The organism is Nonomuraea sp. NPDC003709 (assembly GCF_040610775.1).
Taxonomy (GTDB): Bacteria; Actinomycetota; Actinomycetes; order Streptosporangiales; family Streptosporangiaceae; genus Nonomuraea; species Nonomuraea angiospora_A.
Map to the genome: position 1 here is coordinate 1 of NZ_JBEXMW010000044.1, position 22,031 is coordinate 22,031.

At 72.0% G+C, this 22,031-nt stretch carries 20 protein-coding genes; 6 read left to right on the plus strand and 14 right to left on the minus strand.

Going from position 1 to position 22,031, the window contains the following annotated elements:
- Positions 1 to 182: 182 nt before the first annotated feature.
- From ABZX61_RS61395 to ABZX61_RS61405, 3 genes are all read right to left on the minus strand, one after another.
- The gene (locus tag ABZX61_RS61395; protein ID WP_355211405.1) at positions 183 to 1,403 is read right to left on the minus strand and encodes a cytochrome P450; all 1,221 of its coding nucleotides are present in this window, start codon (positions 1,401 to 1,403) and stop codon (positions 183 to 185) included.
- Between the two features lie 111 nt (positions 1,404 to 1,514).
- Complete coding sequence (locus tag ABZX61_RS61400) at positions 1,515 to 2,291, minus strand: nucleotidyltransferase family protein (RefSeq protein WP_355211408.1); 777 nt, start codon at positions 2,289 to 2,291, stop codon at positions 1,515 to 1,517.
- 42 nt (positions 2,292 to 2,333) lie between these two features.
- Positions 2,334 to 3,149, minus strand: a complete 816-nt coding sequence (locus tag ABZX61_RS61405) for a TIGR02452 family protein (RefSeq protein WP_355211410.1) — start codon at positions 3,147 to 3,149, stop codon at positions 2,334 to 2,336.
- 205 nt (positions 3,150 to 3,354) lie between these two features.
- Here ABZX61_RS61405 and ABZX61_RS61410 point away from each other — a divergent pair, with 205 nt between their 5' ends.
- Positions 3,355 to 3,726, plus strand: coding sequence for a DUF4345 family protein (locus tag ABZX61_RS61410; RefSeq protein ID WP_355211413.1), 372 nt, complete (start codon positions 3,355 to 3,357; stop codon positions 3,724 to 3,726).
- Positions 3,727 to 3,735: 9 nt separating this feature from the next.
- Here the strand turns inward: ABZX61_RS61410 and ABZX61_RS61415 are convergent, their stop codons facing one another.
- Positions 3,736 to 4,479: a helix-turn-helix domain-containing protein gene (locus tag ABZX61_RS61415; RefSeq protein WP_355211416.1), complete on the minus strand. Its 744-nt coding sequence runs from the start codon at positions 4,477 to 4,479 to the stop codon at positions 3,736 to 3,738.
- A gap of 50 nt (positions 4,480 to 4,529) precedes the next feature.
- Here ABZX61_RS61415 and ABZX61_RS61420 point away from each other — a divergent pair, with 50 nt between their 5' ends.
- Positions 4,530 to 5,279: a LysE family translocator gene (locus tag ABZX61_RS61420; protein WP_355211419.1), complete on the plus strand. Its 750-nt coding sequence runs from the start codon at positions 4,530 to 4,532 to the stop codon at positions 5,277 to 5,279.
- A 24-nt stretch (positions 5,280 to 5,303) separates the two neighbouring features.
- On the opposite strand, the gene ABZX61_RS61425 is transcribed toward ABZX61_RS61420, so the two are convergent.
- The 8 genes from ABZX61_RS61425 to ABZX61_RS61460 form a co-directional block, all read right to left on the minus strand.
- Complete coding sequence (locus tag ABZX61_RS61425; RefSeq protein WP_355211422.1) at positions 5,304 to 5,939, minus strand: SRPBCC family protein; 636 nt, start codon at positions 5,937 to 5,939, stop codon at positions 5,304 to 5,306.
- A complete protein-coding gene (locus tag ABZX61_RS61430; protein WP_355211425.1) occupies positions 5,936 to 6,433 on the minus strand; it encodes a (2Fe-2S)-binding protein in 498 nt (165 codons plus the stop codon). Before ABZX61_RS61430 ends, ABZX61_RS61425 begins: the two co-directional genes overlap by 4 nt.
- Positions 6,430 to 8,769 (minus strand): xanthine dehydrogenase family protein molybdopterin-binding subunit, encoded by a 2,340-nt coding sequence (locus ABZX61_RS61435; RefSeq protein WP_355211428.1) that lies wholly within the window; start codon positions 8,767 to 8,769, stop codon positions 6,430 to 6,432. Before ABZX61_RS61435 ends, ABZX61_RS61430 begins: the two co-directional genes overlap by 4 nt.
- On the minus strand, positions 8,766 to 9,587 hold the full coding sequence (locus ABZX61_RS61440; RefSeq protein WP_355211545.1) for an FAD binding domain-containing protein: 822 nt from the start codon (positions 9,585 to 9,587) through the stop codon (positions 8,766 to 8,768). The genes ABZX61_RS61435 and ABZX61_RS61440 overlap by 4 nt, the downstream gene beginning before the upstream one ends.
- The gene (locus ABZX61_RS61445) at positions 9,587 to 10,966 is read right to left on the minus strand and encodes an MFS transporter (RefSeq protein WP_355211431.1); all 1,380 of its coding nucleotides are present in this window, start codon (positions 10,964 to 10,966) and stop codon (positions 9,587 to 9,589) included. Before ABZX61_RS61445 ends, ABZX61_RS61440 begins: the two co-directional genes overlap by 1 nt.
- A gap of 66 nt (positions 10,967 to 11,032) precedes the next feature.
- Entirely contained in the window at positions 11,033 to 12,301 is a 1,269-nt protein-coding gene (locus tag ABZX61_RS61450; protein WP_355211434.1) for an FAD-dependent oxidoreductase, read from the minus strand.
- A gap of 125 nt (positions 12,302 to 12,426) precedes the next feature.
- Entirely contained in the window at positions 12,427 to 12,912 is a 486-nt protein-coding gene (locus tag ABZX61_RS61455) for a MarR family winged helix-turn-helix transcriptional regulator (protein ID WP_355211437.1), read from the minus strand.
- Positions 12,913 to 12,958: 46 nt separating this feature from the next.
- Positions 12,959 to 13,876, minus strand: coding sequence for a formylglycine-generating enzyme family protein (locus ABZX61_RS61460; protein ID WP_355211440.1), 918 nt, complete (start codon positions 13,874 to 13,876; stop codon positions 12,959 to 12,961).
- Between the two features lie 108 nt (positions 13,877 to 13,984).
- Between ABZX61_RS61460 and ABZX61_RS61465 the strand changes: the two genes are divergently transcribed.
- Genes ABZX61_RS61465 through ABZX61_RS61475 form a run of 3 tightly spaced genes read left to right on the plus strand, consistent with a single transcriptional unit; the run spans position 13,985 to position 17,731 of the window.
- Positions 13,985 to 14,578, plus strand: a complete 594-nt coding sequence (locus ABZX61_RS61465; protein ID WP_355211443.1) for a PadR family transcriptional regulator — start codon at positions 13,985 to 13,987, stop codon at positions 14,576 to 14,578.
- Positions 14,575 to 16,344: a sulfatase gene (locus ABZX61_RS61470; protein WP_355211446.1), complete on the plus strand. Its 1,770-nt coding sequence runs from the start codon at positions 14,575 to 14,577 to the stop codon at positions 16,342 to 16,344. The genes ABZX61_RS61465 and ABZX61_RS61470 overlap by 4 nt, the downstream gene beginning before the upstream one ends.
- A 43-nt stretch (positions 16,345 to 16,387) precedes the next feature.
- Positions 16,388 to 17,731 (plus strand): MFS transporter, encoded by a 1,344-nt coding sequence (locus ABZX61_RS61475; RefSeq protein ID WP_355211449.1) that lies wholly within the window; start codon positions 16,388 to 16,390, stop codon positions 17,729 to 17,731.
- 7 nt (positions 17,732 to 17,738) lie between these two features.
- Here ABZX61_RS61475 and ABZX61_RS61480 read toward each other — a convergent pair whose 3' ends face one another.
- A complete protein-coding gene (locus ABZX61_RS61480) occupies positions 17,739 to 18,707 on the minus strand; it encodes a LacI family DNA-binding transcriptional regulator (protein WP_355211451.1) in 969 nt (322 codons plus the stop codon).
- 142 nt (positions 18,708 to 18,849) lie between these two features.
- On the opposite strand from ABZX61_RS61480, the gene ABZX61_RS61485 reads away from it, so the two are divergent.
- Complete coding sequence (locus ABZX61_RS61485) at positions 18,850 to 21,114, plus strand: glycoside hydrolase family 3 C-terminal domain-containing protein (RefSeq protein ID WP_355211454.1); 2,265 nt, start codon at positions 18,850 to 18,852, stop codon at positions 21,112 to 21,114.
- Between the two features lie 193 nt (positions 21,115 to 21,307).
- Here the strand turns inward: ABZX61_RS61485 and ABZX61_RS61490 are convergent, their stop codons facing one another.
- Positions 21,308 to 21,919: a DUF4232 domain-containing protein gene (locus ABZX61_RS61490; RefSeq protein WP_355211457.1), complete on the minus strand. Its 612-nt coding sequence runs from the start codon at positions 21,917 to 21,919 to the stop codon at positions 21,308 to 21,310.
- Between the last annotated feature and the right edge of the window lie 112 nt (positions 21,920 to 22,031).

Here is a 22,031-nt window from a genome sequence, read left to right on the forward strand (position 1 = left end):
CAGCGGCGCAAGGAGGCCCAGAAGGCCCAGGTCGAGGCCGAGTTCGAGGAACTGTCCGAAGAGCCGACGGCAGGTGGCTTCCCGGTGCCGCCGCTGGACCTGCCGCACTACCACGGCGTCTCCCGGCCGTGAGCGCCCCGGAACCCCGCCCTCCCCGGGAGGAGGGCGGGCGCCGGTCCTGATCAGCCGAAGCGCAGCGGCAGCGTGTCCGGGCCCTGGATCCCGAGGGGGCCCTGCCAGGCGACCGGCCCCGCGACGGAGGGCGGGCCCAGCCGGGCGGCGAGGATGGGCAGCGCCTCCCCGATCTCGACGCGGGCCAGAGCCGCGCCCAGGCAGTGGTGCGGGCCCGCGCCGAACTGCAGCGGGGGGCTGTCCCTGACCGCCGTGATGTCGAATCGATCGGCGTTCTTGTGCGCACGCGGGTCGCGCTGGGCGATGCTCACGCACATCGTGAGGAACGTCTCGCGCGCGATGTGCAGTCCCTCGTAGTAGAAGTCCTCCGCGGCGAACCGGTAGATGGTGCCCGCCGAGGGAAGCCAGCGCATCACCTCTTCGACGGCCTGGGCCGCCAGCTCCGGCCGCTGCCCCAGCAGGGTCCACTGGTCGGGGTGCTCGGCGAAGACGACCATGGCGTTCGCGAGCTGGTAGCGGGTGTTGTCCTGGGCGCCGAACACGAGCGTGACCAGCAGGTTGCGCAGCTCGTCCCTGGTGACTCGGCCGTCGTCGGCCTGGTAGGCCGCGACCAGGGCGGAGCTGAGGTCGTCGGTGGGCCTGGCCGACTTCTCCTCGATGAGGAAGTCGGCGTAGTCGTTCAGGCCGCGTACCGCGGCTTCCACCCTGGTGACGACATCGCCGCCGGTCGCGAGGCTGAAGACCAGGCCGATGTCTCTGGTCCAGGCTCCGAACACGTCGTAGTCCTCGGGCGGCACGCCGAGCAACCGGCACATGACCGTCAGCGGCAGCCGGGAGCCGAAGTCCTCGACGAACTCGCACGTCCCGGCCGACGCCAGGCCCTCGGTCAGCTGCTCGGCCTGCTCCCGGATGAACGGCCGCAGGCTCTCCACCGTGCGCGCGGTGAACGCCTTGCTCGTCAGGCGGCGCAGGCGGCGGTGGTCCTCTCCTTCGTGGTTGACGATCATCGGGACGAACCAGTCGTAGATCGGACCGTCGAAGATCCCGTTCGTCTCCAGGTACCGCTTGCCGTTGTGGTCCAGCCTCCGGTCGCGTAGGAGGTCATTGGCCTGCTCATAGCGCAGTACGAGCAGGCCGATGGGGCTGGTCGCGTACCAGCTTTCCGCTTGGGCCGCGGAGACCTCGGGGGCGCCGAAGTCGAAAGCCGGATCCAGGACATCGAGGAACGGCACGTTCGGGGGAGTGGGTTCCTGGCCCACGGATGTCGACAACGTCATCCTCCCTGCAGAGATGGGCGTACGGTCCACACTCCCCGGCATCACGGCGAAAATGAAGTAACGCGCCACGCACTCTTTTGAGTTATGACCATCCGTCCGGCGCGATCAGGACGCCGTGTTCTTCTTGCGGAAGGCGGCCAGTTCCTTGGCGGCCTCGTTCAGATCCTTGGCGGTGTCGATGGCCCGCCAGTACACCCCTTGCGGCAACTCATAACCCGCCAGGCGACGCTGGCGGGCGAGGTAGGGGAACGTGCTTCGCTCATGGTCGCCGACATCCGGGAGCATCGAGGCGAACTCGGCGGAGAAGACATAGACCCCGGCATTGATCGGATAGGGCGACGGCGGAGCCTCGACGAAGTCCAGGACATTGCCGAAACGGTCGATGTCGACGGTCCCCCAAGGGAGCCGAGGGCGAGCCAGGGCGAGGGTGGCATGGGCGTCGCGCTCATGGTGGAAGTCCGCCATGGCGCGCAGGCTGAAGCGGGTCCAGATGTCGCCGTTGGTGGCGTACCAGGGCTCATCCGGTCGGGGCAGGGAGGCGGCGGCGAACTTCAGCCCGCCACCACGCCCGAGCGCTTCGGTCTCGATCACCGGGGTCACCTTGAGCGGCAGACTCGCCCCGCCCAGCCAGTCGATGACGACCTCGGACAGGTAGCCGCAGGAGATGATGGCATCGGTCACTCCCTCCGCCGCCAGCCATTCCAGCTGGTGGCCGATGATGGGCAGGCCGGTGCCCGGGATCTCGATCATCGGCTTGGGATGGGTGTCGGTGTACGGGCGCAGGCGTGATCCCTTGCCACCGGCGAGGATCACGGCCTGGGTGACCGGCCGCGACACCAGCGGCGACTCACCGGCGGACGGGATGAGATCATCGAAGGTCATCCCCGCAATTTATACGCGGTCGAGCAACCTGCGCCGACACGCTCACCCGGCCCCGAAGCGTTCGGCGAACGCGGCCCGGTTGGCCGACTCCTCCGACCGGGCCCACACCGCGAACACCACCCGTTCGAACACCCCGCCCTCGGCCAGGTGGGCGTGGAAGGCCGCGGCGACCTCATGCGGGTCGTTGCGGAACACCCCGCACCCCCACGCCCCGAGCACGAGCTGCCGCGCGCCGTGGTGCGCGGCGACCGCCAGCACGCGTCCGGCACGCTCGTGCAGCGCGCGCCGGATCCGCGGCCCCGCGCCGGGATCGCGCCGCAGCAGCTGCCCGGCGTTGGGCGCGGGCGAGGTCAGGAACGAGACCAGGTACGGCTCGCTCAGCAGCCGGCCACGGTCGTCGCGGTGCACCGGCACATCGGGAGACCAGATGACCCGGTGGCTGTAGAGCAGGTCGGAGGAGGCGCGGTGCGCGGCGTAGTAGTCGGGGGCGTTCAGCAGACACGGGTACAGCAGGCTCGCGCGGCACAGGTCCTCCTCCTGCGCCTTGGCCCCGCCGAGGTAGCCGCCTCCGGGATTGCGGGCCGAGGCGAAGTTCAGCACGGCGATCCGTTCGGCGCCTGCCAGGTGCAGCCGCCGCGCGGCCTGCAGGCTGCCTTCCGCGGTGACCTCGAAAGACGCGCGGCGGCCCGCGGCGGTCGGCGCGGTAATCGGCTCGTCCGGCGGATGGCTCACCGTGCCGGCGATCGCCGCGGCCAGCGCGGGACCCACGGTGACGAGGGTGCCGTCCTCGGCGGTGTACCGGCCGTCGGCGGCGATCTGCTCGTTCACCGTCGCGACATGGCTCAATCTGTTGCCCACACGTCCGCATCGTAGATCGTGACCGCCGCCGCGATCGAACGATTTTGCGGCCCGGCCCGTCCGCGTGGGCGGTCCTGCACGCGGTTGCGGGCGGTCGAGTGCTGTCTCGTCCGGGAACGTGACGGGTCGGTGAAAGCCGGGTGCGGTGCGCGAGCGGCAGGCTGTCCTGGCCAGGCAAGCTGCTGTGACAAAGGGGAGCACTTTCATGTCGACTGTCGTGATCGCCGCCGCGGCGGTGTTCTTCCTCGGGATGGGCGTTTACGGCCTCCTCGCGCCTGCCGCGCTGATCAGGCCGTTCCGGATCGTGGCCGACTCGGTCGAGGCGCGGACCGAGGTCCGTGCCGTGTACGGCGGCTTCGGCGTGGCCGTCGCGGGCCTGCTGCTGGCCGCGGCGGTCGACGCGGGCGGGCTGCGGACGGGCGTGGTCGTGACCGTCGCCGGGTCCCTGCTGGGCATGGCCGCCGGCCGGCTGGTGGCGCGGTCGGTCGAGCGGCCGTCGGCGTTCTATCCCTCGTGGCTGTATTTCTGGGTGGAGGCCGTGGGCGGTGGCGCGCTGCTGGCAGCCATCGCCTGGTGAGCCGTCCCGTCACACCAGGGGATCCAGGCACCGGATCGTGAGCTGTCGGGAGAGCAGCGCGCTCGGGGGGAGGCCGAACATCGCGTGGAACGCGGTGCTGAAGTGGGAGGGGCTGGCGAAGTAGCCGTCGGCCGCGGCACGGGTGAGGTTCTCGCCCGCGGCCAGCGCACGAGCGGCCCGGTGCATCTGCGCCCACAGCCGAAACCTCCGGTACGAGGTGCCCGTACGTTCCCTGAACAGCCGCAGGAAGCGTGACTCCGACAGTCCCAGCTCGGCGGCCAGCAGCGCGGCGGCCAAGGGCTCGTCCGCGCCGATCAGGCGGCGCATGGCGGCGGCGATCCGGGGGTCGGTGAACGACGGCGGCTCATGGCCGGTGGCCTCGTCCGCCCAGGCGGTGATCTGCCGGTCCGGGCTGTGCGCGGAGATGGCCGCCGCCCGGACCAGAAGGCCGGCCTCGGCTTCGTGCCCGGTCATGACGCCGCCGTCGCCGGCGGTGAACCTGGCCCGGCACGCCCGGTCCTCGGCCGAGCCCGGGTCGAGGTAGAGGAAGACCATGCGGTCGCCACCCGCCGTGAGCTGGTGCCGGACCCGTGGCGGGATGAGGGCGGTCCGCGCCCGCAGTTCGCCGCCGGGCGCGCGTCGTACGGCGAAGGGCGCGTCCACGCCGACGGCCACGCACGCCACCGCGCCGGAGTGCGGGCCCAGCCGCAGGGACGGCCCGGCGTACAGGGCGCGGCCGGGCCACAGCCACACCGCCGCCTCCCCGCCCGCAGCTTCCCGGACCGGAGGTGACGGACAGGTCCGTGAAAGCGCTGACATCGACGTCTCCCGCAGGCTTGCCGGATTATGAGGGTTCATCGGAGGATACGGTGCGCTTGTTCACCCATCGGCATCGCGTTGTCCTGCGGCACAATCGTGTGATGACCGATCATTTGTTGCCTTTCATCGGCCTGTGCCTGCTGATCACGATTACGCCCGGTCTCGATACTGCCGTGGTCGTCCGCAGCACGATGAAGTCCGGCCGGTCAGCGGGGATGCGTACCGCGCTCGGTTGTGCGGCGGGGCTCTTCGTGCACGCCACGCTGGTCGCCTTTGGTCTGGCGGAGCTGTTGTTGCGCAGCGAGGCGCTGTTCGCGCTCGTCAAGTTCACCGGTGCGGTGGTGCTGGTCGTCCTCGGCGCCCGCTCGCTGTGGGCGGCCTGGCGCATCGGCCCCGCGCACGGGGGCGTCGAACCGGCCATCACCGAGCCCGAACGGCGCGGCACACCCTTCCTGCAGGGGCTCCTGACCAACCTCACGAATCCGAAGGCCACTCTGTTCTTCCTGGCCGCTCTCCCGCAGTTCGTGCCGGCCGGTTCGCCAGGCCAGGCCGTGCCGGTCGCTTTGGGACTGGCGATGATCGCTGTCGCCTTCAGCATGACCGGGCTGGGCCTGATCGCCCTGAGCGTGCACCGCGTTCGTCATCTGCTCCGCTCCCGGCGCGTCCGGCGCGTCCAGGAGGCGCTCCTCGGCGCCACCCTGATCGCGCTCGGAGTCCGGGTGGGCACCGAGTAAACCCCCGGCCGTGCTCCGTGCCCGTCAGCCACGGCGCAACTCCTTGATCAGCTTGGCCTGCCAGCGGACCTTGCAGAGCAGCCAGCCCTGCACCAGCCCCGCCACGAAGGCGGCGGCGACCGGCGCGTACTTGAGCGCGCCCGTCGGCAGCAGCATCGCCAGACCGTCCAGCTCCCGCGTCGCGGGCCGGGCGGGAACCGGCGCGGCCGAGGGGGCCGGGGCGCCGACGAGGGTGGCGAGGTTCGCGGCGAACTGCTGCAGGAGCCGGCCGGACACGGTCGCGATGGCTCCCTTGCCGAACTGCACGATCTTCCCGCGGATCAGCAGGTCGGTGCGGACCCGCAGCAGCGACCCGGCCGGCGCCTCCTCCACGGTGAGGACGACCTCGGCCTCGGCGTCGCCGCCGCCGTGGGTGTCGGCGCCCCGCCCCTGCAGCCGCAGCAGCCGCCGCCCGGCGTCCACCTCCAGAAAGCGGACCGTGCCGGTGTACGCGGCGGTGACGGGGCCGACCCTGACGGTGACCCCACCCTGGTAGGCGTCGCCGTCGCGGCCGTCGAGCGCGGCGCCCGGCAGGCACGTCACGACCCGTTCCACGTCGCTGATCAGCGCGAAGACCTCGTCGGGCGGGGCGGGGACGGTGATCTCGTTGTCCAGGATCATCGCGCGTCTCCCCGGGCCTCGCGCCGCTCGCGGGCGCACCGTTCGATCGCGTCGACGATGCTCTGGTAGCCGGTGCACCGGCACAGGTTCGAGGACACCACCTCGCGGATCTCCTCTCGTGTCGCGTCGGGACGTTCGGCGAGGAATCCCTCGGCGAGCATCAGGAATCCGGGCGTGCAGAACCCGCACTGCAGCCCGTGGCAGGCCGAGAAGGCCCGCTGCAGGTCGTTCAGCTCGCCGTCGTGGGACAGCGACTCCACCGTGCGGATGTCCCGCCCCTCGGCCTGGGCGGCGAAGATCAGGCATGCGCGCACGGGGGCGCCGTCGATCAGGACCGTGCAGGCGCCGCAGATGCCGTGCTCGCAGCCGACGTGCGTGCCGGTCAGGCCGATGTGGTGGCGCAGCACGTCCACCAGCGTGTAGCGCGATTCGATCACCAGGTCGTCGTGGCGCCGGCCGTTCACGGTCAGGCTGATCAGTAGTTTCTCCGTCACGGGCACGCTCCGATCGCCCGCTGCACCGTCTCGGGCCTGATGGGGGTGTCGTCCAGCTCCACGCCGGTGGACCGCAGGGCGTCGTTGACCGAGTTGAGCACGGCCGCCGGGGCGCCGATGGTGCCGCCCTCGCCGGCGCCCTTCGCGCCGCTCTCGGTGAACGCGCACGGCGTCTGCAGGTGGTGGATCTCGATGTCCGGGATCTCGCAGGCGGTGGGCACCTTGTAGTCGATGAACGACACGCACTCCGGCTCCCCCTGGGCGTCGTAGGTGACCCGCTCGAACAGCGCCCCGGCGATGCCCTGCGCGATGCCCCCGCGGCACTGGCCCTCGACGACCTGCGGGTTGATGGCCACGCCGCAGTCCTCCACGCAGACGTAGCGCAGGATCTCCACCTGGCCCGTGCCGGGGTGCAGCTCCACGACCACGCCGTGCGCGGCGTTGGAGAACGTGCCGTCGCCCTGCACGTCGAAGGACGCGCTCGCGGTCAGTCCCGGCTCGGCGTCCTTCGGCAGCAGGTGCGCCTTCAGGTAGGCCACCTCGGCCAGCTCGCGGTAGGTCAGGGCGCGCCCGTGGTCGTCGCGCCGCCGCACGGACCCGTCGTGCAGCTCGACGTTGTCGCCGGTGGTGTCCAGCAGGTACGCGGCCAGGCGCAGCAGCCGGTCGCCCAGCGCGCTCGCCGCCCGGGCGACGGCGCTGCCGCCGATGGTGGCCGACCGGCTGGCGAACGTCCCGAACCCGTACGGGACCCGGTCGGTGTCACCCTGATGGATCTTGACCTGGGCGATGTCCAGCCGCAGTCGGTCGGCGACGATCTGGGCCATCGTGGTCTCGTGGCTCTGCCCGTGGCTCATCGTGCCGGTGGTCACGGTCACGGTGCCGCTCAGGTCCATCCGCGCCTCGGCCAGGTCGAAGCCGGGCACCACCGCCATCTTGCGCTTGGCGAACGCGGCGGAGCCGTAGCCGGTGCGCTCGTTGAAGCAGGAGTAGCCGATGCCGACATGGCGGCCCTCGGCGGCGGCGGCCTCCCGGCGCTCGTACCAGCCCTCGTCGCGCAGCAGCCGCTCGCAGAAGTCCAGCGACTCCAGGTAGGAGCCGGGGTCGTAGGTGACCTCGTTGACCCCGGTGTAGGGGAACTCGGTGATCAGGTTGCGCCGCCGCACCTCCACCGGGTCCAGGTCCAGCTCGCGGGCGGCCCGCTCCATCAGCCGCTCCATGACCGTCACGATCTGCGGCCTGCTCACCCCTCGGTACGGCGCCGACGGCGCCTTGTTGGTGGCGACGGCCCGGGCGCGCACCCGGTAGGCGGGCACCCGGTAGACGCCGGGCAGCTCCGCCGAGGCCATCAGCGGCTCGATCCCGGCCGTGAACGGATAGCAGGAGTAGGCGCCCATGTCGCACACGATGCCGGCGTCCAGCGCGAGCATCCTGCCGTCCTCGTCGAACGCGGCGCGCACGTCGTAGTGCTGCTCGCGGGCCAGGAACGACGCGGTGAGCGCGTCGCGCCGGTCCTCGATCCACTTGACCGGGCGGCGCAGCCGCAGGGCCGCCGCGGCGGCGGCGAGTTCCTCCCGGCCGACGACGCACTTCAGCCCGAAGCCGCCGCCCATGTCGGGCGCGATGACGCGGACGGCTCGCTCGTCCAGGCAGAGACATTCGGCCAGCAGGGTGCGGACCAGGTGCGGCACCTGCGTGCAGGTGTGCACCACGAGCTGTTCCTCGCGCGGGTCCCAGCTCGCGACGGCGCCCCGGGTCTCCAGCGGCAGCGCGTTCTGCCGGGCGGAGTTCACCCGCACGCTCACCACCCGCTGCGCCCCCGCGAACACGGCGTCGATGCCCTCGGTGGCGAACATCGACACGTCCACCAGCGTGTTGGCCACGGCGGCGGGGTGCAGGAGCGGCGCGCCGGGGGCGAGCGCCTGCTCGGCGGAGACCACCGGCCGGTCCGCCTCGTAGATCACCCGGGCCGCCTCCACGCCGTCCTCCACGGCGTAGGGGTTGCCGGCGAGCACGACGGCGACCGGCTCGCCGACATAGCGCACCCGGTCGCGGGCCAGCACCGGCATCGCCGTCGGCACGAACTCCGACGGCGGCCGGTCGAGGATCGCGGTGATGTCGCCCAGGTCGAGGTCGGCGGCGGTGAACGCGGCCACCACGCCAGGCGTCGCCAGCGTCGCGGACAGGTCGACTCCGGTCACGGTGCCGTGGGCGACCGTGCTGCGGACGAACTGCGCGTGCAGCGTCCCGGGCACGTGGAGGTCGTCGACGAACCTTCCGTGACCGCTCAGCAGCCGTGGGTCCTCCCGGCGGGCGGCCGACCTTCCGACCCAGCTCATCGCGTCATCGCCGCCTCGCAAGCCCGTTCGACCAGGGTCCGGGTGAGAGCCCGGCGATATCCGGAGCTGCCGTTGCCGTCCGACGGCGGGTCGATGGCCGCCGCGGCGGCCTCGGCGCACTCGGCGAACGTCCCGCCGCCGGCCAGCACCGCCTCGGCCGCCGGAACCCGCACCGGCGCGGGGGCGACGCCGCCGAGCACGACGCGGCAGGCGTCGAGATCGACGGCGGCGGCCACGGTGGCGAAGTCGCCCCGCCGCTCGGCGTGCTCGGTGAGGGCCGCCCGCGGCGCGGGACGGGGGAACACCACCTCGACGATCAGCTCCTCCGGCGCCAGCGTCGTCGTGTAGAAGCCGAGGAACAGGTCCCCGGCGGGGACGCGGCGGCGGCGCCCGCTGGCCCCCTGGACGACCACCTCGCCGTCCAGCAGGAGCGCGAGCAGGCACCACTCGGCGGTGGCGTCGCCGTGCGCGAGGCTGCCGCCCACCGTGCCGCGGGTGCGGATGGGCAGGTGCCCGACCCACCGCATCGCCTCCCGCAGCACGGCGAAACCGGGGCCGAGCGGCGCCCGCTCCACCTCGTGATGCGTGGTGAGCGCCCCCACGCGCAGCACGCCGTCCTCCTCCTGGAGGCGGGCCAGCTCGCCGCGCAGCCCGCCCAGGTCGACCAGGTGCGCCGGCCGCGCGAGGCGGAAGTTCATCATGGCGACCAGGCTCTGGCCGCCCGCGAGGTATTTGGCGTCCTCGCCCAGCTCGACGAGCAGGGAGATCGCACCGGCGACGTCGCGGGCGCGGTGATAGGTGAACGGCGCGGGCTTCATCACGTGCTCGCGGTCACCGTGTCGCCGGACGGGTCGGTGATGCGGTCGAGCTCCTGGCCCCTCGTCTCCGGCGCGGCGATCGCCATCCACAGCACGACCGCCAGCACCAGGGCGCCCAGGGCGACGAACGTCATCGTCAGCCCCAGCGCCGGCCAGAGCAGGCCGCCGAAGATCATCGGGATGAAGCCGGAGGTCACCCGGCTGACCGAGGACGCCCATCCGAAGCCGCTGGCCCTGATCCTGGTCGGATACAGCTCGGCGACGTAGGCGTACAGGACCGGGATCGTGAGCTGGACGACGAAGCCGAAGACGGCCAGCCACAGCAGCGCCGCCGACCTGACGTCGAGGTACAGCGCGAAACCCACCAGTGCCCCGGCGCCCACCGGCGCCGACACGCCGATCACCCACTTGCGGCCGACCGCCTCGATCAGCCATGCCGAGACGAGCACGCCGACGATGCCGACCGCGGTCATGAGCGTGGTCTTACCGAAGGCCGCGTAGTCGGTGTAGCCCTCCTTGATGAGGATCGACGGCATCCAGCTCAGCGCCACGTAGTACATCGTCATGATCGTGATGAACAGGAGCCAGGCGGCGGAGGTCACCCGCGGGCTGAATGCCCAGACCAGGCGGAGCTGGCCGAGCGCCGCCCGAAGGCCGCGCGATGCGCCGTCGTCCACGGGCGGCTCGATGACGTACGGCTCGGGCGTGGCGCCGGTCCGCTTGACCAGGTCGTCGATGATCGTACGTGCTTCCTGCTCGCGGCCGGTCCCGGCCAGGTAGAGCGGCGACTCCGGAATGCCGCGCCGCACCCAGAACAGCAGCAGCGCGGGCAGGATCATGACGGCGAGCATCCACCGCCAGTTGCCCGGCAGCGGTCCGAGTAGGGTGGCGGCCACGCCGCTCAGCGTCGCGCCGACGGGCCACCAGACGTCCATGGCGGCCAGGACCTTGCCGCGCAGCCGGCTCGGCGAGAACTCGCCGACCAGCGCGTAGTCGACGGGGATGCACCCGCCCAGACCGACGCCGGCCAGGAACCTGAACAGCAGGAAGACCTCGAAACCGGGGGCGGCCGCGCCCAGGACGGAGAAGAGCGCGAAGATGAGCAGGGTCAGGCCGAAGGCCCGCTTGCGGCCCATCCGGTCGGCGACGGTGCCCCAGGCGACGGCGCCGGCCGCCATGCCGATGAGGTTGGCGGTCGCCACCAGGCCCCGCTCGCCGAGCGACAGGCCGAACTCCGTGCCCAGCAGGGGAGTGAGAAAGCCGTTGAGCGCGACGTCCCAGGCGTCGAACATGTAGCCGAGGCCGCCGATGACGAAGATCTTGCCCTGGACCCGCCACTTCCACGGCAGGTCCTGAACGATCTGGTCTCCTGTTTTCATGGTTCCACCCGGATGTGAGGCGACGATGGAGACGGGAGCGCGGCTGGGGGACGGCGCCGGACCGGTCTAGTCATGGAACTGATAGGAGAAGGTCTCCTCATCCCGGTCGTCGAGCGGGCTGCCGCTCCACAACCACCGGTACGAGACGTCGGATTCGCCGTCGAAGCGCCGCAGCTTGTCGTCGCGGGCCCGCTGCTCGGGCCCATCGGGCAGGTGGTAGAGGGCCATGTTGCGCCAGGCCGCGTCCTGGACCATCCCGGCGCGCCTGGCGCGGCGCGACACATAGCGCATGAGCGCCGCCCGCACCCCCTCGACCGGGACGGCGCCGAGCTCCTCGGCGAGGACGGCCGCGTCCTCCATCGTCTGCGAGGCGCCTTGTGCCTGGTACGGCAGCATGGCGTGGCACGCGTCACCCAACAGGGCCACCTGCCCGTCCACCCACACCGGATCACGGCGGCGGTGGTACATGGCCCAGGCCGAGATGTCGCCTGCGGCCTTGGACAACATCAGGCCGACCCGCTCGTCCCAGCCGGGGAAGGCCTCGACCAGCTCGTCCACGGTGGCTGGAACGGTCCAAAGCTCCTCGACCCCGGGAGTGCAGGGCACAATCGCGACGACGTTGAGCCACTCGCCGCCGCGGATCAGGTAGTGGACCAGATGCCGGTCCGGTCCGTACCAGATGGTGCTCTGGAAGCGGTCCACCAGCCACCGGGTCGCCGGATCGGCGGCGATCTTGTCTCCGGGGATGAGGACGCGGTAGGCCATCTCGCCGGAGAACCGCAGGGTGTCGGGCAGGCCCAGCGCGTCGCGCACCCTGGAACGGATGCCGTCGGCGCCGACCAGCACGTCGGTCTCGAACCGCCGGCCGTCGCCGACGACCGCAGCGGGCCGGGCGGGGTTCGTCCGGTCCACGGTCGTGACCTCGCACCCGGTGCGGACCTCCACGACGGGGCCGGGCCCGTCGTCCGCCACGCAGGCGTCGAGCAGCACTTTGTGCAGGTCGGCGCGGTGGTAGTGCCAGTAGGGGGCGTTGTGCTCCCGCTTGCAGAACTCGCCCAGCGGGGTCAGGCCGATGACGCTGCCGTCCTGCCAGCGCCGGCGCACCTGGTCCAGCGGCTCGGTGTGGATCTTCTCCAGCGCGGCGCGCAGGCCCAGGCCGATCAGGACCCGGCTGGCGTTCGGCGCGGTCTGGATGCCAGCCCCGGCCTCTCCCAGCTCGCTCGCCTGCTCCAGCACCGTGACCCGCAGGCCGCGCCGCCGCAGCGACAGCGCGGCGGTCAGCCCGCCGAGGCCGCCGCCGACGATCGTGACGTGGTACGACTGGCTCGCCGCCAACGCTCCTCCAGCCTCTCCTGATCGGGGCCGAAATTAATCCGAACACGGACGATCCACGGAAAGCAAGAGGTGGGAAAGGATATAACCCCAGTGAGACGAGGAACTGACGTCCCCCGCGGGGCGCTTCACTCGCCGGCCGTGAGCCCTTCCCACCGGGCGGCGAGGGCCGTCATCTCGCGCAGCACCCGTTCCCGCTCGGCCGGCGAGTAGCCCTTCAGCAGCTGCTCGTCGAGCTCCCGGGCCCGCTTGCCGACCTCGGCCAGCCGCCGGGACCCCTCCTCGGTCAGGTGCAGCAGCTTGCGCCGGCCGTCATGCGGCGCCGTGTGCCGGACGATCAGCCCGTTGTCCTCCAGCCGGCGGACGACGTCGGCCATCGTGGACCGGTCGAGCGCCACCGACGAGGCCAGCGAGCCCTGATCGACGCCCGGATGGTGGTCGACCGCGGTGAGGACCGCGAACTGGGGGCCCGTCAGGACGGGGTCGACCACGCGGGTCCACAGGGCCACGTACGACTGGTGGAGCCGCCGGGCCACGTAACCGGGTGCCGCGAGAAGCGCCTCAGGGGTGGTGATCGCGCCCCTTATCGTCGGCTTGCCCGATTCATGCGCCATGGGCCTACCTAATCATGACCCTGCGGCCGACGGCCTGGCCGTCGCCTCAGAGCGCCACCGTGCGGAAGCCCGCGTTGCCCATGCTGGAGTCGGGCGTGTTCGACGATCTGGCGGCGTTGCGGTAGCGGTTGCAGTAGGAGTCGTGGCACAGGTACGAGCCGCCGCGCAGGACCCGGAGCCTCGGGGCGACCCGGGAGCGCGGGTCGTGGACCTGAGCGCGGGCTCGTTTGGCGTACGCCCGCGGGTCGAACGGGTCGTCGCACCACTCCCAGACGTTGCCCACGGTCTGCCAGAGCCCGAACCCGTTCGGGCGGTAGGTGCGCACGGGCGCGGTGCCCGGCCAGCCGTCCTCGGCGGTGTCGTGATCGGGAAAGGAGCCCTGCCAGATGTTGGCCTGCCAGTCGCCCCGCGCGTCGAGGAGGTCGTCGCCCCAGGGGTAGCGGGCGCCTTCGAGGCCGCCGCGTGAAGCGCGTTCCCATTCGGCCTCGGTGGGCAGGCGCCGCCCGGCCCAGGCGCAGTAGGCCTGGGCGTCGTTCCAGGTCACGTGCACGACGGGATGATCTTCACGGTCGAGCAGGTCGGAGCCGGGGCCTTCCGGATGCCTCCAGCTCGCGCCTTCGACGGCGAGCCACCAGGGAGCGCGCGGCGAGCGGCCGATGACGTCCGCCCGCGGGTGGACCAGCGTGTGGAAGACCGCCGACATCCCCGCGAGCTCCGCCTCGGTGCGATAGCCCGTGTCGCCGGTGAAGCGGGCGAAGTCGGCGTTGGTGACGGTGGTCGCGTCGATGTCGTACGCGTCGAGCGTCACCTCGTGCGTCGGCGACTCGCCGTCCCCGGCCAGGCCGTCGCCGAAGGGGTCGCCCATGCGGAAGGCGCCGGCCTCGACGCGGCACTGCCCGATCAGGTGGGCGCCGCGCCCGGCGGGAATCGGCTCGCGGCCCGGGGCGGCCGCCAGGTTCGGCATGCAGCAGGAAGAGGGGTCGGACCTATCGACAGAGGGTGACACTTGTGTCATGGTATCACCGTTCCACTTGTGGCACGGTTAACTCCGTTACAACGACGGGCACATTTGATGAAGCTTGAGATTCTGCTGCTCGGCGGGCTGCTCCATCGCCCCAGCACCGGCTATGAGCTGAAGAGGTTCTTCGACACGCACGGCCGGTTCATGCGCTCGAACACCACCATGAGCCAGGCATACCGGACGCTGGCGGCGATGGAGGAGCGCGGCTGGGTCGAGCACACGATCGAGGAGCGCGCCGGGGCGAGCAACGCCAAGCGCTACCACGTGACCGAAGAGGGCCACACGGTCTTCACCGACTGGCTGACACGCCCGTACAACCCGCCCACGCGCTTCCAGGACCCTGACCTGTACGCGCGGCTGGGCAGTGCCGGGTTCATGACGGTCGAGCAGGTGATCGGCATCCTCGACGTCGAGATCAACACCCGGGTGGCGGAGGTCGCGCGGTACCGCCACCGTGACCGCAGCCGGTTCGACGAGCCGCCGCGGGGCTACGACGCCGAGCTCGGCGGCCAGATGGACGAGTGGCTCCACCGGCGCGGGGCCGAGGCGATGGACCGCCACATCGCCTCGCTCATCGAGCTGCGCCGGAGGCTCCTCGACGGAGAGCCGATCAACGCCGATCACGCCGAGGAGGCGACGCGATGAGAGCCATCATCCTCATGTTCGACAGCCTGAACAGGCACATGCTCGCCCCTTACGCCGACACCTTCGTCGACGCGCCCAACTTCGCGCGGCTGGCGGCCAAGGCGGTGACGTTCGACAACTTCTACGCCGGGTCGCTGCCGTGCATGCCGGCGCGGCGTGAGATGCACACCGGCCGGTACAACTTCCTGCACCGCAGCTGGGGCCCGCTGGAGCCGTTCGACGACTCGATGCCGGAGCTGCTCAAGCGGGCGGGCGTGCACACGCACCTGGTCTCCGACCATCCGCACTACTGGGAGGACGGCGGCGCGACCTACCACACCCGCTACAGCACCTGGGAGTTCTTCCGGGGCCAGGAGGGCGACCCGTGGAAGGGCGTGGTCGCCGACGACGGCGCCCCGGCGAGCCCGTACGGGGCGATGAAGCGGCAGGACGTGATCAACCGCACGTACATGCCGACCGAGGCCGAGCACTCGCAGACCCTGACCGTCGACGCCGGTCTGCACTTCCTGGAGACCAACGCCGACGCCGACCGGTGGTTGTTGCAGATCGAGCTGTTCGACCCCCATGAGCCGTTCTTCACCCACCAGCACTACAAGGACCGCTACCCGCACGACTATGACGGGCCCGCCTTCGACTGGCCGCCGTATCAGAAGGTGCTGGAGCCGCAGGGGCAGGTCGAGCACGCCCGCCTGGAGTACGCCGCGCTGGTGTCGATGTGTGACCGCTCGCTCGGCCGGGTGCTGGACTTCATGGACGAGCACGCCCTGTGGGACGACACCCTGCTCGTCGTCAACACCGACCACGGCTTCCTGCTGGGCGAGCACGGCTGGTGGGCCAAGTCGGTGATGCCGTGGTTCAACGAACTGGTGCATCTGCCGATGTTCCTGTGGGACCCGCGGACCGGTGGGCGGGACCGGCGGCGGGGTGAGCTGGCGCAGACGATCGACATCGCGCCGACCGTGCTGCGCTACTTCGGCCAGGAGCCCACCCCTGACATGCAGGGCGCGGACCTCGCCCAGGACGGGCCGCTGCGGGAGGGCGCGCTGTTCGGCATCCACGGCGGGCACGTGAACGTCACCGACGGCCGCTACGTCTACATGCGCGCGGGCAGGGAGGCGGCCAACGGGCCGCTGGAGGAGTTCACGCTCATGCCCACCCACATGCGCAGCAGGTTCTCGGTGGCGGAGCTGCGGGACTGGGAGCCGGCCGAGCCGTTCGCCTTCACCAAGGGCCTGCGCACGATGCGGATGCCCGCCTCCCCGAGCTGGATGAACCCGTGGCAGCACGGCACCCTGCTGTTCGACCTGCACGAGGACCCGGCGCAGGAGAGCCCGATCGTGGACGACGACGTGGAGCTGCGGATGATCGAGCTGCTGCGCCGTCTCATGGTCGAGACCGACGCCCCGCCCAGCCAGTTCGAGCGCCTGGGCATCCCGCGCGAGGGCGAGGTCACCCGCGAGCACCTGCTGGTCCGCGAGCAGCGCGAACGCGCGGCGGCCGTCGCCGTGCCGCTGCCCGCGGGCGCGGAGTCCCAGGCTCCCGCCCTGCTCCGTGCGCCCCTCCTGGAGCTGCTGGGCGTCACCGGCGCCAAGGACGTCCTCGCGCAGGAGGCCCCGGCCCTGGTCCAGTCGGAGCTGCTCGCCGCCCCCGCCCCCATGAGCCTGCTGGACCTCGCCCGTCTCGGCTTCGTGCCCGCCGCGGTCCTGCGCCGCATCGACGAGCAGTTCGGCCTTCTTACGGCAACACCCGCCGCCTCGATCGACTGAGGCGACGGTTTCTCTATCGCAACACTGCAGACAGGGGCACCGCATGGATGCCAGCGCCTCCACCGCGTCCGTACAGCCAGGAGCGGCTCAGGCCGCCAACGTCCCCCATCGCTGGCGCAATCTCGCCGTCCTTTCCGGCGTGAGCGTCGTCGACAACACCGAAGCCGGTCTCATCAACACCGTCTTCCCCACGCTCGCGGCCGCGCTCCGGCTCAACAGCGGTCATCTCGGCATCATCGCGGCGCTCGGCAAGATCGCCAGCGTTCCGGCCGGCCCGTTCTGGGTGTGGCTGTCCAGCAAGATCGGCCGTCGTGGCGCGCTGGTCGCCACGACGGTGACCGGCGGCCTGTTCGGCATCGCCGCCGGTTTCTCCCAGAACTTCGTCCAGCTCCTCATCTGCTGCACCCTCATGTCCGCCGCGGTGATCGGCGGCTCGCCCATCGCCATGGCCGTCATCGCCGACTCCTTCGCCGACGAGCAGCGGGCCCGGGCGAACGGGATCTTCTTCGGTACGCTCCAGCTCGCCGCCATCGTCCTCGCGCCCGTCATGGCCGTCTTCGTCGGACTCGAGGACGGCTGGCGCTGGGCGCTGTGGACCCTCGGCGGCGTCTGCATCGTCGCCGGGTTCGTCGTGGCCGCCTTCTTCACGGATCCGGGCATCGGATCCTCCGAGAAGCAGCTCGCCGACCTCGCGAACGAGGACCGGACGAAGGCGAAGGTCACCGTCGCCTCCGTGGTCGGCCTGTTCCGCATCCCCACGTACACCGTGATGATGGTGAGCCGGCTCCTGTCGGGCCACCTGCTGATCGCCATCTTCGGCGTGCAGTTCCTGGTCACCGAGCGCGGCATCGACAACGCCACCGCCATCCTGGTGGCGCTCCCGTTCGGCATCGGCTACAGCGTCGCCACGCTGAGCGCCGGATTCATCCTGCCCCGGCTCGACCGGCTCATGCCGAGCAGGGGACGCGTCCTGGTCCTGCAACTGGCCCAGATCCTGTTCGCCGTCATCGCCTTCTTCGGCACGCAGTTTCGGTACGAGACGATCGCCACCTACGCGGTCTTCTGGGCCCTGCTGGGCGCCTGTCAGGGCCTGAACCCGCCGGTCAACCGGCCCATCGTGGCCGGCGTCGTGCTGCCGGAGCTGCGCGGGCAGGCGTACGCGATCTGGCTGACGGTGTTCGAGACGATCGCCTGGGCGCTGTTCTCGCTCCTGGCCGGCTCGCTGGCGGCGACGCTCGGCATCCAGGGCGTGTTCCTGTGGGTGCTGGTCATCCTGATGATCATCAACGGCCTCCTGCTCTCCGTCCTGTACGTCACCTACCCGCGCGACACCGCCCGGATCGGGCAGCAGCTCGAACTCCGCCGCAGGCAGGCGCTGGCGGACTGACGCCCGGTCACGACGTCTCCCGGTGAACCACACTGGCCCAGACGTCGGGCTCGGCCGGGGGCGTGTCCTCGACCCCGAGGGCGTGGAGCGCGCGATGGGCGGCGTACCTGCCCAAACCCGCCACATCCACGCGCACGCTCGTCAGCGCGGGCACCAGCAGCCGTGCCAGGGGACTGTCGTCGTGCCCGACCACCGCGAGGCGGCCGGGCAGGGCGATCCCCGCGCGCACGGCCGCCCCCACGACGGCGGCGGCGATGTCGTCGTTGTAGGCGATCACCCCGGTGACTCCGGAGTCCACCCAGTCCCGTACGGCATCGGCCGCGGAGCCGTCCTCGTCGGAGACCGTCCGCACGTCGGCGATGTCGAGGCCGAGCTCCGCGGCGCGCGCCCGCGCCAGGGAGGCACGCAGGCCGGCGAGCAGCTCCAGGCGCGGCTCGCCCGTCCGGGCGACGGCCAGCCGGGCGTGCCCGCGCTCGTGGAGATGCTCCACCTGGAGGGCCGGCCCGGCCCGCAGGGACGGCACCTCGTGCAGCTCGGAGGGCTCACCGCCGCCGAAAAGCAGCCGCGCGCCCGCTTCCCGGCGCAGGACGTCGAGGTCGTCGCGGGGGAGGGGGACGACCGGGACGACGAGGTCGGGGTCGAGCGTCTCCCACAGCGGGCGGGAACGGCCGCCCGCGTGCCGGGTCCAGGTCACCAGCGAGTAGCCGGCGCGGTCCAGGACGAGGGTCGCCTCCTCCAGGTAGCGGCGCAGGCTGTGCTCCACCGGCCAGTCGGGCAGGATGAACAGGACGATGCGGTTGCTGCCCCGGGCGAGTGCCTGGGCGGCGGCGTGCGGCCGGTAGCCCAGGCGCGCGGCCTCGGCCAGCACCTTGCGCCGGGTCGCCTCCGAGATCGTCTGGCCCGGGGTGTCGTTGATGACGAAGCCCACCGTGGCCCGGGAGATCCCCAGGGACCGCGCGATGTCGCTCGCCGTCACCCGTCGTTCCCGTCCGCCCATGGCCGCCCTTCCGTTTCCCGACATGGCACTTGCGCGCGCTAGTGCCCCAAGGTTAGCGTCGCATCGCTGGCAGCTAGCGCGCGCTAGCTCCACTCATCCCGCAGGACAGGAAGGTCACGACATGACCGACGGACGACCCGTCGTCGAACGGCTCACGCTCGAGGAGAAGGCGCGGCTCGTGTCCGGCGCCAGTTTCTGGACGACCGCGGAGGTGTCGCACGCGGGCGTGCCTGCCGCGCTGCTCACCGACGGCCCGCACGGCGTACGCCTGCAGCGGGCCGGGGTCGACCACCTCGGCCTCGCCGACAGCATGCCCGCCACGGCGTTCCCCACCGCGGCGGCACTGGGCTCGTCGTGGGACGACGGCCTCCTGCGCGAGGTCGGCGAGGCGCTCGCGGTCGAGGCCGGGGCGCTCGGCGTGGACGTGCTCCTCGGCCCGGGCGTCAACATGAAGCGCTCCCCGCTGTGCGGGCGCAACTTCGAGTATTTCGCGGAGGACCCGCTGCTGGCCGGCGTCATGGGCGCCGCGTGGGTCGCGGGCCTGCAGTCGCGCGGCGTCGGTGCGTCGGTCAAGCACTTCGCGGCCAACAACCAGGAGACCGACCGCATGCGAGTCAGCGCGGAGGTGGACGAGCGCACCCTGCGGGAGATCTACCTGCGCGCGTTCGAGCACGTCGTCCGCGAGGCTCGGCCGGCCACGATCATGTGCTCGTACAACCGGGTCAACGGCGTGTACGCGTCGGAGAACCCCTGGCTGCTCACCACGGTCCTGCGCGAGGAGTGGGGCTTCGACGGTTACGTGGTCTCCGACTGGGGCGCGGTGCACGACCCGGCCGCCGCCGTCCGGTCCGGCCTGGACCTGGAGATGCCGGGCACCGGGGGCCGCAGCGCCGCCGCCATCGTCGCGGCCGTGCGCGCCGGCGAGCTCAGCGAGGAGGTCCTGGACGTCGCCGTGGAACGCCTGGTGAGCACCCACGACCGGCTGCGGCAGGGGCGCGCGGAGGCGGCGCCCGACTTCGACGCACACCACGCGCTCGCCCGCCGCGTCGCGGCGGAGTGCGCGGTCCTGCTGAAGAACGACGGCGGCCTGCTCCCGCTGGACCCGGAGTCCGGCGGCCCGATCGCGGTGCTGGGCGAGTTCGCGCGCACCCCGCGCTACCAGGGCGCCGGCAGCTCCCTCATCAACCCGACCCGGCTCGACGACGCCCTGACGGCGATCCGCGGCGCCACCTCGCGTGAGGTCGCGTTCGCGCCGGGGTTCCGCCTCGACGGGACGCCCGACGCCGTCCTGCTCGCCGAGGCGGTAGAGGCGGCTCGCGGCGCCGCCGCGGTGCTGCTGTTCCTCGGCGAGCCGTCGGAGGCCGAGTCCGAGGGCTTCGACCGCGAGGACCTGGACCTGCCGGAGGCACAGCTCCGGCTGCTCGAGGCGGTGGCCGCGGTCAACCCCTCGGTCGCGGTCGTGCTGAGCAACGGCGGCGTCGTGCTGACCGGCCCGCTCACCGAGCACGCGGCCGCCCTGCTGGAGATGTGGCTGGCGGGCCAGGCGGGCGGCGGCGCCGCGGCCGACCTGATCTTCGGGCACGCCGACCCCTCCGGCCGGCTGGCGGAGACCGTCCCGCACCGGCTGTCCGACACGCCCGCGCACGTCAACTGGCCGGGCTCGGAGGGGCAGGTGCTCTACGGGGAGCGCCTCTACATCGGCTATCGCTGGTACGACCGCACCGGGCGGGACGTGGCCTTCCCGTTCGGGTTCGGGCTGTCGTACACCACGTTCGCCTACTCCGACCTGGCCGTGCACGTCCCCGACCCGGCCCGGCCCGAGGCCCGCGTCGAGGTCACGGTGACGAACACCGGAACGCGGGAGGGCGCCGAGGTCGTGCAGGTGTACGTCAGCGACCCCGTCGCCGACGTGGACCGTCCCGAACGCGAGCTGCGGGGCTTCCGCAAGGTCCGCCTGGCCCCCGGCGAGAGCGCCCGCGTGGTGATCGAGCTCGACGCCCGGGCCTTCAGCTACTGGAGCACCCGGCACGGGCAGTGGGTGGCCGAGCCGGGCGAGTACGGCGTGCACGTCGGCAGTTCCTCCCGCGACCTGCCCCTGGAGCAGCGCATCCACCTGGACGTGGAGTCGCCGCGGGCCGCGCTCACGGCCGACAGCACGCTTCAGGAATGGCTGGCCCATCCCCAGGGCAGGAAGATCGTCGAGGAGACCCTGCTGAAGGCCGCGGACGGTGAGAAGAGCTTCTTCACCGACCCGGCCAGCCAGGCGCTGATCGCCCAGATCCCGCTGGCGACCCTCCTCAGCATGGGCGCCTCCCAGGGCGGGCAGCAGCCGCCGGCCATGGACGACCTGCTGCGGATGGCGAACTCCGAGGCCCCGGCGAGCTGAGCGGGCGGCCGCGCGGCCTCGGCCGCCGCCCGGAGCGATCAGCGCCCCTCGTGCGCCGTCGTCATCTTCGGGACGGCTCGGGGCCGTGATCAGGCCCATTGGGTCGCCTCGCCATCGCCGCATTCATGCGGGTCGATCATCAGATCGGATTACAGGGAGGGCCACCTCTCATCGGCGGTGCCCGTGGCCGGGCTCATCGCTTGACCGGGACCGGCTTCCAGGCGGTGACGCCCAGGAGGTCCGTGGAGCCGAGGTCGAAGAGGCCGCTGACGCGCTCCCTGCCGGAGCCGGTGGTGACGACGAGCGTGGCGCCTACGGCGGGCGGACGGGTGGTGCCGCCGTAGGTGTTGCGCCACGCCAGGGTGAAGGCGGCCGATCGGCCCGGCCGTACGGTCACCGCCTTCGGCCCGGGATCCTCGACTGCGGTGGTGACCTGCCGGGCGCCCCGGTCGATCTTCACCTTCAGCGGCTCGCCGTCCTCGTCCAGGAGCCGGACACGCGGGTACCCCTCGACCTGCCGCACCGTGTCGCCGCAGTTGGTGAGCGTCACTGTCTGGACGCGCAGCCCCATCGCGGCATTGGGCGGTTCGGCGTACAGGAGCAGTCCCGAGCCGGCGCAGGACGGGGTCGGGGGCGGGGACCACACCGTCGGCGGCGGCTGGACCAGGGGGTGGCCGGGCGGGAGACCCGTCACCGTGGGACGGGCCGGCGCGGCCGCGGCGCCGGGAGCCTGCGTGCCGCAGCCGGCGAGGCAGATCAGGGCGGCGGCGACGACGCAGACGCGCGCGGCGGGCGGGAGGATCATCGGCATCATTCTGCCGTGGAAACCCGATGCCGCGGTCGTCCGGGCGGCGCGGGCCTCCTGCCCGCGCCCCATCAGCGCGTCGCCGCCCAGGTTCGCCCGGATGCGCTCGGAC